Source organism: Allobosea sp. (assembly GCF_035944895.1).
GTDB lineage: Bacteria > Pseudomonadota > Alphaproteobacteria > Rhizobiales > Beijerinckiaceae > Allobosea.
Genome location: NZ_DASZAT010000010.1, coordinates 213,137 through 228,743, shown reverse-complemented (window position 1 = coordinate 228,743; position 15,607 = coordinate 213,137). Strand labels below are relative to the sequence as shown.

Below are 15,607 nucleotides of genomic sequence, written 5' to 3'. Positions count from 1 at the left end.
CGCCGGGCCTTTCCGGCGCGCGCTCTCCGACAAGCTTCCGATCGGCCTGCGCGGCGCATGCGCGCGACGGCCCGCGATCGGCTCCAGAGCCGGGACATGCCAGTGGATATCAGCGTTCCCAAGCCGGAATTCCGGTTCGATTTCAGCCATGCCGGCATCGTTCGGCTCGTCACGGCCGTGATCGCGGTCGCGATGGCGCTCTACCATATGTGGGTGATCCTGCCGCCGATCCTGGGCGGGCAGGGCACGCCGGAAGCGATCATCTTCCGCGGCACGCATCTGCTCTTCGCGCTGACGCTGACCTTCCTGATCTATCGGCGGGCCGGGAGCGATGCCGCGCCCTCGCTGCTCGACTACGCGCTGCTCGTTCTGGCGATGGCGCCGATCACCTATCTGTTCTGGAACTACGACTACATCGTCAACCGCATCTACTATGTCGACGACATGACGCCGGTCGACATGGCGATGGCGGTCATCCTCATCGTGCTGCTGCTCGAGGCGACCAGGCGGCTAATCGGGTGGGCGCTGCCGCTGACCGCGATCGTCTTCCTCGTCTATGGCCTCTTCGTCGCGAAGGTCGAGCCGATGCGGCTGCTCGACCAGCTGTTCATGACGACGGAAGGCATCTTCGGTGCGCCGCTCGGCGTCTCCGCCGCCTATGTGATGATCTTCGTGCTGTTCGGCTCGTTCATGGAGCGGACCGGCACGGGCCAGCTCTTCATGGATTTCGCGCTGTCGCTGACCGGGCACACGGCCGGCGGGCCCGGCAAGGTCTCGGTGGTGTCGTCGAGCCTGTTCGGCACCATCTCCGGGAGCGCCGTCGCCAATGTCATGGTCGACGGGCCGATCTCGATCCCGCTGATGAAGCGGACCGGTTTCAAGCCGCATTTCGCCGCCGGCGTCGAGGCGGTGGCCTCGACCGGCGGCCAGATCATGCCGCCGATCATGGGGGCGGCGGCCTTCGTCATGGCCGAGTTCCTGTCGGTCTCCTATGGCCAGGTGGTGATCTGGGCGCTGATCCCGGCTATCCTCTACTATGTCGCCTGCTTCGCCGCGGTGCATTTCGAGGCGAAGCGCCACGGCATCATGGGCGTGCCGCGCAGCGAACTGCCGAAGCTCGGTACGACCCTGCGCGAGCGCGGCCATCTCTTCCTGCCAGTGCTGACCATCCTCGCCGTGCTCTATTCCGGCTACAGCGCTCCGCTCGCCGCGCTGGCCGGGACGTTGCTCTGCTTCCCGGTTGCGGCGCTGCGCGCCTCGACGCGGGTGAATGTACGCATCCCGATCATCATCGACGCGATGATCGATGGTTCGCGCAATGCGCTTGCCGTGGCGCTCGCCTGCGCCTGCGCCGGCATCGTCATCGGTGTCGTGGCCTTGACCGGCGCCGGCATCGTCTTCACCCAGGCCGTGATCGGACTGTCGCAGAACTACCTGCTGCTGGCGCTGCTGCTGACCGGCGTCGCCGGCATCGTGCTCGGCATGGGCATGCCGACCACCCCGGCCTATATCGTGATGACCTCGCTGCTGGTGCCGGCGCTGATCAAGCTCGGCGTGATGATGCCGGCGGCGCACATGTTCGCCTTCTACTTCGCCATCCTCTCGGCGATCACGCCGCCAGTCGCGCTCGCGGTGTATGCCGCGGCCGGGTTGGCGAAGGCCGATCTCTGGAGCAGCGGCTGGGCGGCCGTGAAGATCGGCGCGGCGGGCTTCGTCGTGCCGTTCATGTTCGTCTACGAGCCGGCGCTGCTGATGATCGGCGACTGGCCGACGATCATCTGGCGCTTCATCGCCTCCTGCATCGGCATCGGCCTGCTCGCGGCGGGCCTGCACGGCTATCTGCTGCGGCGCTGCGCCATCTGGGAGCGCGCGCTCCTCGTCGCGACCGCCTTCTGCCTGGTGAAGCCGGACTGGCTGACCGACCTGCTCGGGATCGGGCTGGCGGCGGCGATGCTCGCACTGCAATGGCCGCAACGCGACCGGCCGTTGCCGGCCCGGAGCGCCGGACCGATCGCGGAGGCAACCACGGTGCAGCCGGACGCGATGAAGTAGCGTCGCTCCGCCGCAGCGGGCCGAGCTGCCGGGCTCAGCCTACGACGATGTCGTCATATTCCGGATGGCGACTGACCCAGCCGGCCATGAAGGAGCAGCGTGGCACGACCTTGCGGCCCGACGCCCGGATCTGCTCGAAGACGCCCTTGGCCAGGCGCGAGCCGACGCCCTGGCCCGAGAGGGCCTGCGGCACCTCGGTGTGGGTGAGCACGATGCGGTCGCCGTCGAGCTTGTAGTAGGCGAGGGCGAGTTCGCCATCGATGTCGAGCTCGAAGCGATGCTGGTCGGGGTTGTCGACGACGCCGGTATCCATCGGGCATTCCTCTCTGGCTGCGGCCGACCTGGCTATCGCGTGCGGGCGCAGCGACAATCTGAAGCCGCGGTGCGGCTCAAGACAAGGCGGCCCGGCAGCGCTGCCGGACCGCGGATTCGGTTGGGTCTCAGCCCGCCGCCAGCTTGGCCGCAATGCCGGCGACGTGCTTGCCCTGGAAGCGGGCGCCGGCGAGCTCGTTCTCCGACGGCTGGCGCGAGCCGTCGCCGGCGGCGATGGTGCTGGCGCCATAGGGCGAGCCGCCGGTGATCTCGCTCAGCGACATCTGGCCCTGGAAGCTGTAGGGCAGGCCGACGATGACCATGCCCTGATGCAGCAGCACGGTATGGGTCGAGAGGATCGTGCTTTCCTGGCCGCCATGCTGGGTCGCGGTCGAGGTGAAGACGCTGCCGACCTTGCCGATCAGCTTGCCCTGGAACCAGAGGCCGCCGGTCTGGTCGAGGAAGTTCTTCATCTGCGCCGGCATGTTGCCGAAGCGGGTGGGAACGCCGAGGATGATGGCGTCGTAGTTCGGAAGCTCGTCGACGGTGGCGATCGGCGCGGCCTGATCGAGCTTGAAGCCGGATTTGCGGGCGACCTCCTCGGGCACCAGCTCGGGCACGCGCTTGATCACCACCTCGGCGCCGGCCTCGCGCGCCCCTTCGGCGACCGCCTGCGCCATCGTCTCGATATGGCCGTAGCTGGAATAGTAGAGAACCAGAACCTTCGTCATCGGGATCATCCTCTTGTCACGGGAGGCCGCCGGAACGAGGAAGCTCCGGCGGTTCAAGTTGAGCTTGCTAGGGCAGTTGTCCAGTCACGAGCATGACAGGTCAGCCGCGCTGGGAGTCTAGCTGTTCCTGGTCCTTCTCGACCTGCTGGGCCTTAAGATAGCTTTCGATCAACAACTGATAGGGTGGGAAGATCCTGGTATAGACCTGTGCCCACTGCTCAGCGTCGTCGCGATGCCAGCTCTTCTGCAGCTCGGAGGCGACGGCGGCGGTGTCCATCGGCACGACGCCGGCCTGGACGACGCGGGCGAGCGTGATCTCCTGCGCCATCTTCGAATAGGTGCCCGACGCATCGACCACGGCGAAGACCTTGTAGCCGTCATAAGCGGCGGCGATCGCCGGGAAGGCCATGCAGACCGAGGTGATGGTGCCGGCGATGATCAGGGTCTTGCGCCCGGTCGCCTTCACCGCCGCAACGAAGTCGGGATTGTCCCAGGCGTTGATCTCGCCCTTGCGGGCGACGTACTGCGCATGCGGCGCGTTCTCATGGATCTCCGGGATCAGCGGCCCGTTCGGCCCTTGGGGCACCGAGGCGGTGGTGATCACCGGCATCTTGCTCAGCGTCGCCATTCTGGCGAGCGCGGCGGCATGATTGCGCAGCACCGGCATCGGCATGTCGGCGACGGTCTGGAACAGGCCGCTCTGATGGTCGATCAGCAGCATCACCGCATCGCTGGGGTCGATGACCGGGCGCTGGCCGTTGAAGTTGGCGGGGGTCGTCATGACAGATCTCCGTGGAGGTTTTGCGGGGCGAGAAGGTGGAGCGCAGGCGTCGTTTGCTCTGCGCTCCTCGCCGATCAGGCCTTCTTCGCCGAGACGGTGGTGTAGCTGGTGATCAGGTTGCGGTAGTCGGGGATGTGGTTCGAGAAGAGCGCGCCCAGGCCCTCGACATCGTTGCGCCAGTCGCGATGCAGTTCGCAGGCGACGCCGAACCAGGTCATCAGCTGGGCGCCGGCATCGGACATGCGCTGCCAAGCGGAATGGCGGGTGATCTCGTTGAAGGTGCCGGAGGCGTCGGTGACGACGAAGACCTCGAAGCCGGCCTCGATCGCGGCCAGCGCCGGAAAGGCGACGCAGACCTCGGTGACGACGCCGGCGATGATGAGCTGCTTGCGGCCCGTCGCCTTCACCGCCTTGACGAAGTCCTCATTGTCCCAGGCGTTGATCTGGCCGGGGCGCGGGATGAACGGCGCGTCCGGGAAGGTCTGCTTCAGCTCGGGAACGAGCGGGCCGTTCGGGCCGTCCTCGAAGCTGGTCGTCAGGATCGTCGGCAGCTTGAAGTATTTGGCGAGGTCGGCCAGCGCCAGCACGTTGTTCTTGAACTTGTCCGGGTCGATGTCGCGGACGAGCGAGAGCAGGCCGGTCTGGTGGTCGACCAGCAGGACGACGGCCTTGTCCTTGTCGAGGCGGGTATAGGGCTTGGTCATGGTCTTTCTCCGTTGCGAGGAATGTCCGGCATCGCGGCGGCGGACAGCGCCGGTGCCGGCGCTCAGGCCGGGATTTTGCCGAAGCGGCCGCTCTGGAAATCGGCCATGGCCTGGCGGATCTCCGCATTGGTGTTCATGACGAAGGGGCCGTGCATCGCGACCGGCTCGTCGATCGGCTCGCCGCTGAGGACGAGCACGGCGGCGTCGGTTTCCGCTTCGATCGCGATCTCGCCGCCGGTCGGATCGAACAGTACGAACTGAGCCTCGCGGGCCTTGTCGGCGCCATTGATCAGGACGTTGCCGCGCAGGACGACGAGACCGAGCGTGCGTCCCTCCGGCAGAGCGAGCGAAACCTGCCCGTCGCGTTTCAGCTTGAGGTCCCAGATGTCGATCGGAGTGAAGGTGCGGGCCGGGCCGGCATGGCCCTGATAGTCGCCGGCGATGACGCGCAGCGTGCCGGCGCCACCTTCAAGCGCGACTGCCGGAATGTCCTTGTCGAGCAGGGTCTGGTAGCCGGGAGCTGCGCCCTTGTCCTTCGCCGGCAGGTTGACCCAGAGCTGAACCATGTCGAGCGTGCCGCCCGAGCGGGTAAAGGCCTGCGAGTGGAATTCCTCGTGCAGAATGCCGGAGGCGGCAGTCATCCACTGCACGTCGCCGGGGCCGATCAGCCCGCCCTGGCCGGTGGAATCGCGGTGCTCGACCTCGCCCTGATAGACGATGGTGACGGTCTCGAAGCCGCGATGGGGGTGGACGCCGACGCCGCGCGGCTTGCCCGCCGGAGCGAACTCGGCAGGGCCGGCGTGGTCGAGCAGCAGGAAGGGGCTGACATGCTCGCCCTGGGCGGCGTGCGAGAACATCGAGCGGACGGGGAAGCCGTCGCCGACCCAATGGGCGGCGGGGCTGCTGTAGATGCCGCGAACCTGTCGCATGGCCTGGTCTCCTTGGAGGCGCCGATGCGGCGCCGTGTTGCCAAGAAGATTATGAGCGGGACAGAAGGCGCAGTAGCCGGCATAATCCCGCCACTCTGTCCTATTGATAGGACAATGGTGGTGCGATGCAGGACCTGAACGACCTCTACTTCTTCGCCCAGGTGGTCGAGCATCAGGGCTTCGCCGCGGCCGCCCGTGCGATGGGCATGCCACGCTCGCGGCTGAGCCGTCGGCTGGCACTGCTGGAGGAGCGGCTCGGGGTCAGGCTGGTGCAGCGCTCGACGCGGCGCTTCGCGGTCACCGAGATCGGCCGCGAATACTACCAGCATTGCGTCGCGATGATGGTCGAGGCCGAGGCGGCGCAGGAGGCGATCGACCGGGCCCGTGCCGCGCCACAGGGCGTAGTGCGCGTCGCTTGCCCGTCGGCGGTGCTCTATTTCCAGGTCGGGCCGATGATCGCCCGCTTCCTCGCGGCGTGTCCGAAGGTCGAGGTGCAGCTGGAGAGCACCAACCGGCGCGTCGACGTGATCCGCGAGGGCTTCGACATCGCGATCAGGGTGCGTTTCCCGCCATTGGATGAAAGCGAGTTGGTGATGAAGGTGCTGGCCGAAAGCCGGCAATGCCTGGTGGCGGCGCCGCAATTGCTGGCCGGGCTCGGGCGCACGCCGGTGCCCGCCGATGTCGGTACGCTGCCGAGCCTGTCATGGGGCGGGACGCAGCCGGGTCATGAATGGCGGCTGCAGGGGCCTGATGGCGCCGAGGCCAGCATCCGCCACCAGCCACGCTTCGTCACCGAGGACATGGTGGCGCTGCGCCATGCCGCGCTTGAAGGCGTCGGCGTGGTGCAGATGCCGGTCATGGTGGTGATCGAGGATATCAGGGCAGGCCGGCTGATCGAGGTCCTGCCGGACTGGGCGCCGCGCGCCGGCATCATCCACGCGGTGTTTCCGTCTCGGCGCGGCTTGCTGCCCTCCGTCCGGGCGCTGCTCGATTTTCTGGCGGCGGAGTATGCGCGGTTGGACGCTGAGAGCCGTTAAACGAGTGCGGCCGAGCATCCGCCCGGCCGCCATTGAGTGCCTTCCTGCCGGTGGTCTCGCTTACTTGAACGCGATCACCACGCCGTCGGCGCCGATCGTCGCCTGCAACCCCTGTCGGCGGGTGTCGAGGCTGATGGTCACGCCCTTGTCGTTCTTGAGCCAGACGCGGCCCTGGCCGGCGCGGCCGACAGCCCAGCCTTCCTTGAGCTGGACGTAGGGTCCAGCGAGGTCGTTGCGGGTCGTCAGGCCGTAGACGCGCCCGCTGGCGAGGACACGGGAGGCGCCGATGCCGCCAATGCCGAGCCCGCCGACCGAGATCGGATAGGAGCGGCCACGATAGGTGAAGGTACCGCCGCCGAGCTCACCCGAAGCGATGAAGGCGACGGAAATCTGCTCGATCTTGACCGTGCCGGTCTGTGGGCCGAGCGTTCGCGGCTGGGCGATGGCCGAGCCGGAAACCAGCATGAGGGCGGCAGCGCCGGCGAGGAGGGATTTGATGGCGGGCACGGGCAGTACTCCTTGGTGATGTAACGGAGTAAACAACCGCCGGAGAGCCCGGCGGTTCCCTGTGCCTGCCTCGCTGCCTACCGGAAGGGCGGTGAGTACTGGATGCCGCCCTTGCTCCAGAGCTCGTTGGGGCCGCGCGCCAGCTGCAGGCGCGAGCTCTTGCCGAGATGACGCTCGAAGCTCTCGCCGTAATTGCCCACAGCGGAGATGATGCGCACCACCCAGTCGTTGGTGACGCCCATCGCCTCGCCCATCTTGCCGTCGAGGCCGAGGAAACGCTTAACCTCGGGATTCGACGATTTCAGCATCTCCTGGACATTGGCCTTGGTGATGCCGAGCTCCTCGGCGTTGATCAGCGCGAGCACGGTCCAGCGCACCAGGTTGAACCAGGTTTCGTCGCCGGTGCGGACCCAGGGGCCGAGCGGTTCCTTGGAGACGACTTCCGGCAGGATGACGTGGTCGTCGAGGTCCTGCAGCTTCATCCTGACGGCCGAGAGGGCGGAGATGTCGGTGGTGTAGGCGTCGCAGCGGCCGGATTCGTAGGCCTTGAGTGCTTCTTCCGACGTACCGAAGGCGGCGGCCTCGTATTTCACCCCGAGCTTGCGGAAATAGTCGGCGAGGTTGAGCTCGCTGGTCGTGCCTTGCGCGACGCAGACCGAGGCGCCGCCGAGCTGGGCAGCGGAGGAGACGCCGAGCTTCCGGGAGACCATGAAGCCCTGGCCGTCGTAATAGTTGACGGTGGTGAAGGTGACGCCCTGGCCGGCATTGCGCGACAGCGTCCAGGTCGTTGTGCGCGGCAGCACGTCGATCTCGCCGGCCTGCAGCGCGATCAGCCGGTCCTTCGAGGTCAGCGAGACGAAGCCGGCCTTCTCGGTGTCGTTGAAGATCACCGCGGCGAGCGCCCGGCAGATATCGATGTCGAAGCCCTGCCAGCGGCCATTGGCGTCCTGCGTGGAGAAGCCGGCGACGCCGGGGCTGGTGCCGCAGATGATCTTGCCGCGGTCGCGGATCATCTGAAGCGTGTCGGCGGAGGCGGGGGCCGCGAAGCCGGCGGCGAGCGCGAACGCGGCGGTGAGGCGTAGCAAGGTCCGTTTCATCGTTGATCCCCTGTCGTTGTTATCAGGCAAAGCTCTCCCGTCGCGGCGGAGACGCTGCCCCGCCACGTTCGTCGTCTTTCGTCTCCCTGCCTCAGGCGACCTTGGCGGCGGCCGGCGGTTCGAGCGCGACCAGCAAGGCGTCGAGATCGTTCCAGAGGTCGTCCTGGTCCTCGAGGCCAATGCTGATGCGCAGCGACGGGCCCTGATGCGGCCAGGGCACGACGCTGCGGTCACCCTCGGGCGCCAGCGGCGCGATCAGGCTGCGCGTGCCGCCCCAGGAAGCGCCGATGGCGAAGACCCTGAGCGCTGAGAGCGCCGCTTCGAGTTGCGCCTGCGGCACCGGCTTCAGCACGACGCTGAACACGCCGGACGAGCGGCCCATGTCGCGCTTCCAGAACTCATGGCCGGGGCAGGAGGGCAGGGCCGGATGCAGCACGGTCTCGACCGCGGGCGAGCGGGAAAGGCGCCGGGCGAAGTCCTCGGAGACCTTGCCCATATGGCTAAGGCGTAGCGCCAGAGTTTCCAGGCCGCGCAAGGCGAGCTGGACTTCGTCGGGCGAGACGCCGACACCCAGACCGCGCAGCGTCACCTTCAGCGTCTCGCGCAGATCAAGGTCGGCGACCGTGACCGAGCCGAGCAGCAGGTCGGAATGGCCGCCGACATATTTGGTCAGCGCCTCGCAGGCGAAATCGACGCCATGGGCCAGCGGCTTGAAGATCAGCGGCGTCGCCCAGGTGTTGTCGCAGCCGACGAGCACGCCCTTGGCCTTCGCCGCCTTCACGATAGCGGGGATATCCTGCACCTCCATCGTGTTCGAGCCCGGCGACTCGACCCAGACCAGCTTGACCTTGTCGTCGATGAGATCGGCGATGCCGGCGCCGATCAGCGGGTCGTAGACGCCGTAGTCGATGCCGCGCGGCTTCAGATAGTCCTCGCAGAAGCTGCGGACCGGCTGGTAGACCTGATCGGGGATCAGCACCTTGTCGCCCGGCAGCAGCACCGAGAGCAGGACGATGGTGACCGCCGCCTGGCCGGAGGGGACGAGCACCGTGCGCACCCCGCCATGCAGGGCGGTCAGCTGCGCTTCGAGCGTGCGATGCGTCGGCGTGCCGTGCAGGCCGTAGGTGTAGCCGTCGAAGCCGCGATGCTTGCGGGCGAAGAAGCTCGCCGCATCGGGATAGACGATGGTCGAGGCGCGGTGCGTCGGCACCGTCAGGCTGGCATAGCCCTCTTCGTTGACAGCGGGATGGTGAACGCTGCGGGTCGCGTCATGCATGGGAGAGGGTCCTTTCGTGGAAGAAAGGTTCCCTCTGCGGGGTCTTGCCGGCAATCAGGCAAAACTCATGGCTCGATGCCTGGGTGTTATGGTCTGGCCGGCTAGCGGACTTCCATCAGGCAGTCGATGAAGTCGCGCACCAATTGCGATTTCGGCCGGTCGAGCGGAAGGATCAGCAGGCTGCGGCTCTGCACTTCCGGCTCGAAGGGGCGCAGCACCAGCCGGGTCGGGTCGGCGCCGGCGACGGCATAGGGGCTGACCAGGCCGACGCCGACGCCTTCCGCGACGAGGGCACAGACGGTGGCGGCATAGATGGTCTCGACGACGATGCGCGGCTTGACGCCGGCTTCCGCGAAGATGCGGTCGAGCCTCTGACGGGCGCGATCCTCCGGCACATAGGCGACGAAGGGCAGATCGTGCAGATCGGCCGGGCCGATCAGCTCCTTCTCGGCTAGCGGGTGGCCGAGCGGCAGGGCGCAGAGCACGCGCGGCTGGACAAAGGGCTGGTGCAGCACGCCGGAGACGTCGATCTCGTCGGCGGCAAGGCCGATGTCGAAGGCGCCGGAGGCGACGCCGTCGCGGACATCGCGCGAGGGCAGCACCATCAACGTCACCGCGATCTCCGGGCGCCGGTCGCGGAAGCGGCGCACCGCCCGTGGCACCAGCGACGAGCCGAGCGCCGAGAGCGAGCCGATGCGCAACTGGCCGGCGCCATGGTCGCGGATGCGGGCGGCGGTGGCGCGAAGCGTGTCCATGCCGAGGAAGGACGCCTGGACCTGGGCATAGAACAGCTTGGCCTCGGGCGTCGCGACGATGCGGTTGCGGATGCGGTCGAACAGCAGGAAGCCGAGCGACTTCTCCAGCTCGGCGATGGCGCGGCTGACGCCAGGCTGGGTGACGCCGAGCAGCTCGGCGGCGCGCGAGATCGTGCCGGCCTTCATCACCGCGGCGAAGGTTTCGAGCTGTCGGCTGTTCAAGCGGCTTCCGCCCCCGGGGCTGTCCTGCGGCGCCAGCCTAGCGGTCGCGCTGGGCCGAGGGAACCACGCAGATATTGCCGACAGGGCCGCTTAACCGCGGATTTACCCTGTTCCTTTAGGTTCGGCGGGCATAACTCCAAGAAGGAAGCGCCGAGCGATGCACGCCCTGGCCCTGAAGCTGCCTGATCCTGTCAATGAGGATGCGCCGGGGGCGGAAGCGGCGGCGCGAGCCGTACGCGAGATCGCCGAACGCTTCGGCAAGCTCAGTGCCGAGATCACAGACATCTCCGGGCGTGTCGGCGACGTCAACGCCGAGCTCGACCGGCAGACCGACGGTTTGCACCGCGTCGTCGCCTCGGTCGAACAGGTTTCGCGCTCGAACCAGGCGATCCAGCAGGCGGCCGATACGGCCCAGCAGGCGGCCTCCGTGGTCAAGAGCGGGCTGGAGCGCGTCACCGGTGCGGTCCGGCAAGGGCTCAACGCGGCGCAGAACGACATCGCCGAATTGTCTGATGGTGCCCAGTCGATCTCGCAGGCGCTGAACGAGGCCGTCGGGCGCGCCCACAAGGCGCGCGAAGCCAGCGAAGCCATCCAGACGATCACGCGCGAGATCCAGCTGCTCTCGATCAATGCCGGCGTCGAGGCGGCGCGCAGCGGTGCCGCGGGGCGCGGCTTCGCCGTGATCGCTGCGGCGGTGAAGCAGCTCGCCGAGCAGACGCGCGATGCGACGGCGGCCAGCGCCAAGCAGCTCGACGCATTGGTCGCGACCGTGGATCAGCTTGCGAAGCAGAGCGAGGCGAACGCGCAGGCGGCACGGCGCGCCAGCGACGAGAGCCAGGGCATCTCGCAGCAGATCGGCGAGCTCGACCATTTCGGCCGTTCGGTGGTCGGGCTGATCTCGGAGATCGACTCGATCTCGGCGCCGGCGCGCGAGAATGCGGCGGCGTTCGCGCAGGTCGGCGACGAGATCAAGGGACTGGTCGCCGGGGTCGACCAGTCCGGCCGCAATCTCGAGGTCGCGGCCCGGCGCGGGGCGTCGCTGGTCTCGACCAGCGAGGCGGTCCTCGGAGCGATCGCGAGCTCGGGCGTGCGCACGCCGCAATCGGACATGATCGAGATCGCGCTCGAGGCGGCGGCGGCGATCGCCGGCCTGTTCGAGCAGGCGCTGGCGACGGGGCAGGCCAGTCAGGCCGACCTGTTCGACGAAGCCTACAGGCCGATCCCCGGCAGCGATCCCCAGCAATTCCTCTGCCGCTTCACCGAGCTGACCGACCGGCTGCTGCCTTCGGTGCAGGAGAAGATGCTCACGGCGAGCAAGCGGATCGTCTTCTGCGCGGCGGTTGACCGGAACGGCTACCTGCCGACGCACAACCGCAAATATTCGCAGCCGCAGGGGCACGACCCGGTCTGGAACAACGCCAATTGCCGCAACCGGCGCATCTTCAACGATCGCACCGGCCTCGCCGCGGCGCGCAACCAGAAGCCGTTCCTGCTGCAGACCTATCGGCGCGACATGGGCGGCGGCAATTTCCTGGTGATGGAAGATCTTTCGGCCCCGATCGTCGTGCGGGGCCGGCACTGGGGCGGGGTCCGGTTCGGGCTCAGCGTCTGAGGGAGTTGGGCGGAGCCTTAACCGCCGTCTGCGAGTGTCTTAGTCGAGTACGGGTTTCGAGTTGCGGACATGCATATCGCGCCATCCTTCCCCAATCTCTCGGTGCTGCTGATCGACTCCAGCCCGCACTATCGGCGCATCATCCGCACCATGCTCTACCAGGCGCAGTTGCAGCGCGTGTTCGAGGCCGCCGATCTCGCCACGGCGGCGACGACCTTCATCCAGAAGCAGCCCAACATCGTCATGCTCGACTGGGACTTGCCCGACGGCGACAGCGTGAAGTGCCTGGCTTCGATCCGCTCCTTCAAGACCTCGCCCTTCGCCAAGGCGCCGGTGCTGGTGATGATGGAGAAGCCCGACCGGCGCGCCGTGGTGCAGGCTGCCAAGCTCGGCGCGCACGAGATCATCATCAAGCCGATCTCACCGAACAATCTCTGGCTCCACCTCTCGGGCATCATCAACATACCGCGCAAGTACAAGGAAGCGAACGGCAGCATCTCGCTGGTGCCGCGCGCGATCAGCAACAATCTGTTCTGACGTTGAACGAAGCTGCCGCGGAACGGTCACAATCCTTGCCGCGAACCGGGGCGGTTAGCGAAATTTTTACCAATCCCGGAGATGCTTCCCAGTCAATAAACACAGGGCGCGCCGCCGTGGTCATCACCGTCTCCCTTCCGCCTTTCCTCGGTCGATCAGAGGCTGCTGCCTTCCGTAATCAGCTCCTCGTCGCGCTGGAGCAGAAGGAGAGCATCGCGGTCGAATGTGCCGAGGCCGGGCCGTTCCCGAGCCTGTGGATCCAGCTCCTGCATTCTGCTGCCAACAGCGCCAAGGCGCGCGGCCTCAGCGTCACGCTCAAGGCGGTCTCGGACGAGTGCCGCCAGTCTTTTCAGGCGATCGGGTTCGACCCGACGCAAAGCGCTCTCGTTCTGGAGTGATCCCGCGATGAAGATCCTCGCGATCGACGATACCAAGACCTTGCTCAGCCTGCTCAGCATGACGTTGCGGAATGCCGGCCACGAGGTGGCGGAGGCGGAGAACGGCGAAGAGGGGCTGGCGCGCTTCGATCAGTTCAAGCCTGACCTTGTCATCACCGATCTCAACATGCCGGTGATGGACGGCATCGAGTTCACGCGCGCCTGCCGCGCGCGCCCGGCCGGCCAGAACACCCCGATCATCGTGCTGACCACCGAGAACGGCGCCGAGATCAAGGCGGAAGGCCGCCGTGCCGGCGCCAGCGCCTGGATGGTCAAGCCATTCGAACCCAACACCCTGCTCGGCCTCGTCGCGCGCTACCAGAACTGAGGCGGTCCATGGATCCCCTGGCGGAACTCAAGCAGACCTTCTTCCAGGAGTGCGAGGAGCTCCTCGGCGCACTGGAGCAGAAACTCCAGGCGCTCGACGAAGGCTCGACCGATTCCGAGGATGTCAACGCGGCCTTCCGCGCCATCCACTCGATCAAGGGTGGCGCAGGCGCCTTCGGCTGCACCGAGCTCGTCGGCTTCGCCCATGTCTTCGAGGCGGCGCTCGACCATCTGCGCTCCGGTCGCGTCGCGCTGGAGGATGCGCCCTTCACCCTGTTCCTGCGCTGTTCGGATGCCGTCGCGGATCTGGTCGCCGCCGCCCGCAACGACGAGGTTGCGCCGGTTCGTCCCGACCTGCTGGCCGCGCTCGAACAGGTCGGTCAGGCCAAGGCTGCCGCTCCCGCCGCTCCTGCGGCCGACGCTCCCGTCGGCATCGCCGCGCTCGGCAATCTGCTCGCCATGGTCGACGCCAAGATGGGCGCGCCTGCTCCGGCGGCCCCGGCTGCGGCCAATGACGGCTGGGACGACGACGAGCCCGTCGCCGCTGCGCCCGCCCGGAGGCCAGGCAACGACGTCCGCATCAAGATCACGCCGGAAGCCGACCTGTTCCGCCGGGTGATCGAGCCGCGCGTCGCCATCGGCATCCTGCCGGCCGAGGAGATCGTCTCGGTCGCCTGCGACCTCAGCCATGTGCCGGCGCTCGAGACGCTCGACGTCACCGACTGCCATATGCGCTTCACGGTGATGATGCGCACCGAGCTCAGCGCCGATGAAATTGTTGCGAAGTTCGACTTCACCCTCGCCAATGAGGAGTTCGAGGTCGAGGTCCTGCCGGATACCGAAGCCGCTGCGGAGCCCATGGCCGAGGCGGCCCCTGCTGCTGCGCCCGAGGTGCCGCAGAACGTCGCCGCCGACCTGTCGGCGATCCTTGCCCGGCTCGGGCCGGCCGCCGATGCCGCGCCGCAGCCCGATATCCAGCCAGCCGCTGCTCCCGCGGCGGCTCCCGTCGCCGCCGCGCCTGCAGCTGCTCCGGCGGCGGCCCGTGCGGCTGCGCGGCCTGTCTCCAACGAGGCCGCCGCGCGCCAGCGCCAGGCGGTCAGCGTGCGCGTCGATCTCGATCGTATCGACCGGCTGATGAACCTGGTCGGCGAGATCGTCATCACCCAGTCCATGCTGGTCGAATGCGTGCGCTCGCTGCCCTATGACGTGTACGCCAAGACCGCCGAAGGCATCCTGACCCTGTCGCGCCAGACGCGTGAATTGCAGGACCATGTCATGGCGGTGCGCGCGCAGCCGGTGAAGGCGGTGTTCCAGCGCATGCCGCGCCTGGTGCGCGAGCTCGCCCAGACGCTCGGCAAGGAAGTGAAGCTCGTCCTCGAAGGCGAGAACACCGAGGTCGACAAGACGATCATCGAGGAACTGGCCGATCCGCTCACCCACATGATCCGCAATTCGATGGATCACGGCGTCGAGACGCCGGAGGAGCGCATCGCCGCCGGCAAGAACCCGGAAGGCACGATCAGGCTGATCGCCGAGCATCGCGCCGGCCGCATCGTCATCTCGGTGACCGACGACGGGCGCGGCATCGGTCGCGACAGGCTGCTCGCCAAGGCGAAATCCCGCGGTCTCGTCGGCGCAGACGAGAAGCTTGCGCCGGAAGAGATCGACCAGCTGATCTTCGCCGCCGGCCTGTCGACCGCGGACGCCGTCAGCGACATTTCCGGGCGCGGCGTCGGCATGGACGTGGTGCGCCGCAATGTCGAATCGCTCGGCGGGCGCATCAGCGTCGATTCCGAGCCGGGCCGCGGCTGCAAGTTCACCCTCGCCTTGCCGCTGACGCTGGCCGTGCTCGAGGGCATGGTGATCCGTTGCGGCGACGACCGCTACGTCATCCCGATCGCCAGCGTGATCGAGACGCAGCACCTCGCCAACACGCCGATCGAGCACCTGACCTTCGGCCAGGAAGTGCTGCGCTGGCGCGGAGAGATCACGCCGCTGCATCGCCTGGGCGCCGTGATGGGCTCGGCCGGCACGCGCGACGAGAACATCATCATCATCGCGGAGACCGAGCGCGGCGGGAATGTCGGCATCGCCGTCGACGAGATCGTCGGCCAGCAGCAGGTCGTCGTGAAGAGCCTCGAGTCGAACTATGGCGCGGTCGCCGGCGCCTCGGCTGCGACGATCCTCGGCGACGGCTTGGTCGCCCTGATCCTCGACGTCGACTCGATGCTGCGCGTGGCGGCTTCGGGTACCCGCCAACCCGCTCCCGAACTCAAACTGGCTGGATGAAC

16 protein-coding genes are annotated in these 15,607 nt (G+C 67.5%); 7 read left to right on the top strand and 9 right to left on the bottom strand.

What is annotated here, in order from left to right; translation table 11 throughout:
* The first annotated feature begins 96 nt into the window (after positions 1–96).
* Positions 97–2,052: a TRAP transporter permease gene (locus VGV58_RS16670; RefSeq protein WP_326875151.1), complete on the top strand. Its 1,956-nt coding sequence runs from the start codon at positions 97–99 to the stop codon at positions 2,050–2,052.
* A gap of 34 nt (positions 2,053–2,086) precedes the next feature.
* Here VGV58_RS16670 and VGV58_RS16665 read toward each other — a convergent pair whose 3' ends face one another.
* From VGV58_RS16665 to VGV58_RS16645, 5 genes are all read right to left on the bottom strand, one after another.
* Positions 2,087–2,365, bottom strand: a complete 279-nt coding sequence (locus VGV58_RS16665) for a GNAT family N-acetyltransferase (protein ID WP_326875150.1) — start codon at positions 2,363–2,365, stop codon at positions 2,087–2,089.
* A 127-nt stretch (positions 2,366–2,492) separates the two neighbouring features.
* Complete coding sequence (gene wrbA / locus VGV58_RS16660) at positions 2,493–3,095, bottom strand: NAD(P)H:quinone oxidoreductase (protein ID WP_326875149.1); 603 nt, start codon at positions 3,093–3,095, stop codon at positions 2,493–2,495.
* Positions 3,096–3,195: 100 nt separating this feature from the next.
* Positions 3,196–3,876 (bottom strand): hydrolase, encoded by a 681-nt coding sequence (locus tag VGV58_RS16655; protein WP_326875148.1) that lies wholly within the window; start codon positions 3,874–3,876, stop codon positions 3,196–3,198.
* Positions 3,877–3,950: 74 nt separating this feature from the next.
* Positions 3,951–4,580, bottom strand: a complete 630-nt coding sequence (gene ycaC, locus VGV58_RS16650; protein ID WP_326875147.1) for an isochorismate family cysteine hydrolase YcaC — start codon at positions 4,578–4,580, stop codon at positions 3,951–3,953.
* 62 nt (positions 4,581–4,642) lie between these two features.
* Complete coding sequence (locus VGV58_RS16645) at positions 4,643–5,509, bottom strand: pirin family protein (RefSeq protein ID WP_326875146.1); 867 nt, start codon at positions 5,507–5,509, stop codon at positions 4,643–4,645.
* 125 nt (positions 5,510–5,634) lie between these two features.
* On the opposite strand from VGV58_RS16645, the gene VGV58_RS16640 reads away from it, so the two are divergent.
* Positions 5,635–6,546: a LysR family transcriptional regulator gene (locus VGV58_RS16640; RefSeq protein ID WP_326875145.1), complete on the top strand. Its 912-nt coding sequence runs from the start codon at positions 5,635–5,637 to the stop codon at positions 6,544–6,546.
* 60 nt (positions 6,547–6,606) lie between these two features.
* On the opposite strand, the gene VGV58_RS16635 is transcribed toward VGV58_RS16640, so the two are convergent.
* The 4 genes from VGV58_RS16635 to VGV58_RS16620 form a co-directional block, all read right to left on the bottom strand.
* Positions 6,607–7,053 carry a hypothetical protein gene (locus VGV58_RS16635; RefSeq protein ID WP_326875144.1) on the bottom strand — a complete coding sequence of 149 codons (447 nt, stop codon included), beginning with the start codon at positions 7,051–7,053 and terminating at the stop codon, positions 6,607–6,609.
* Between the two features lie 77 nt (positions 7,054–7,130).
* Positions 7,131–8,150, bottom strand: a complete 1,020-nt coding sequence (locus VGV58_RS16630; RefSeq protein WP_326875143.1) for an amino acid ABC transporter substrate-binding protein — start codon at positions 8,148–8,150, stop codon at positions 7,131–7,133.
* 91 nt (positions 8,151–8,241) lie between these two features.
* Positions 8,242–9,426 (bottom strand): cystathionine beta-lyase, encoded by a 1,185-nt coding sequence (gene metC, locus VGV58_RS16625; protein ID WP_326875142.1) that lies wholly within the window; start codon positions 9,424–9,426, stop codon positions 8,242–8,244.
* Between the two features lie 101 nt (positions 9,427–9,527).
* Positions 9,528–10,403 (bottom strand): LysR substrate-binding domain-containing protein, encoded by an 876-nt coding sequence (locus VGV58_RS16620; RefSeq protein ID WP_326875141.1) that lies wholly within the window; start codon positions 10,401–10,403, stop codon positions 9,528–9,530.
* Between the two features lie 157 nt (positions 10,404–10,560).
* Here VGV58_RS16620 and VGV58_RS16615 point away from each other — a divergent pair, with 157 nt between their 5' ends.
* The 5 genes from VGV58_RS16615 (at position 10,561) to VGV58_RS16595 (ending at position 15,605) form a co-directional block, all read left to right on the top strand.
* Positions 10,561–12,015: a methyl-accepting chemotaxis protein gene (locus VGV58_RS16615; RefSeq protein WP_326875140.1), complete on the top strand. Its 1,455-nt coding sequence runs from the start codon at positions 10,561–10,563 to the stop codon at positions 12,013–12,015.
* A gap of 69 nt (positions 12,016–12,084) precedes the next feature.
* Positions 12,085–12,552 carry a response regulator gene (locus tag VGV58_RS16610; RefSeq protein ID WP_326875139.1) on the top strand — a complete coding sequence of 156 codons (468 nt, stop codon included), beginning with the start codon at positions 12,085–12,087 and terminating at the stop codon, positions 12,550–12,552.
* 2 nt (positions 12,553–12,554) lie between these two features.
* Positions 12,555–12,950, top strand: a complete 396-nt coding sequence (locus VGV58_RS16605; RefSeq protein WP_326875138.1) for an STAS domain-containing protein — start codon at positions 12,555–12,557, stop codon at positions 12,948–12,950.
* A gap of 7 nt (positions 12,951–12,957) precedes the next feature.
* Positions 12,958–13,317, top strand: coding sequence for a response regulator (locus VGV58_RS16600; protein ID WP_326875137.1), 360 nt, complete (start codon positions 12,958–12,960; stop codon positions 13,315–13,317).
* Positions 13,318–13,325: 8 nt separating this feature from the next.
* Positions 13,326–15,605 (top strand): chemotaxis protein CheA, encoded by a 2,280-nt coding sequence (locus VGV58_RS16595; protein ID WP_326875136.1) that lies wholly within the window; start codon positions 13,326–13,328, stop codon positions 15,603–15,605.
* The last annotated feature ends 2 nt before the right edge of the window (positions 15,606–15,607 follow it).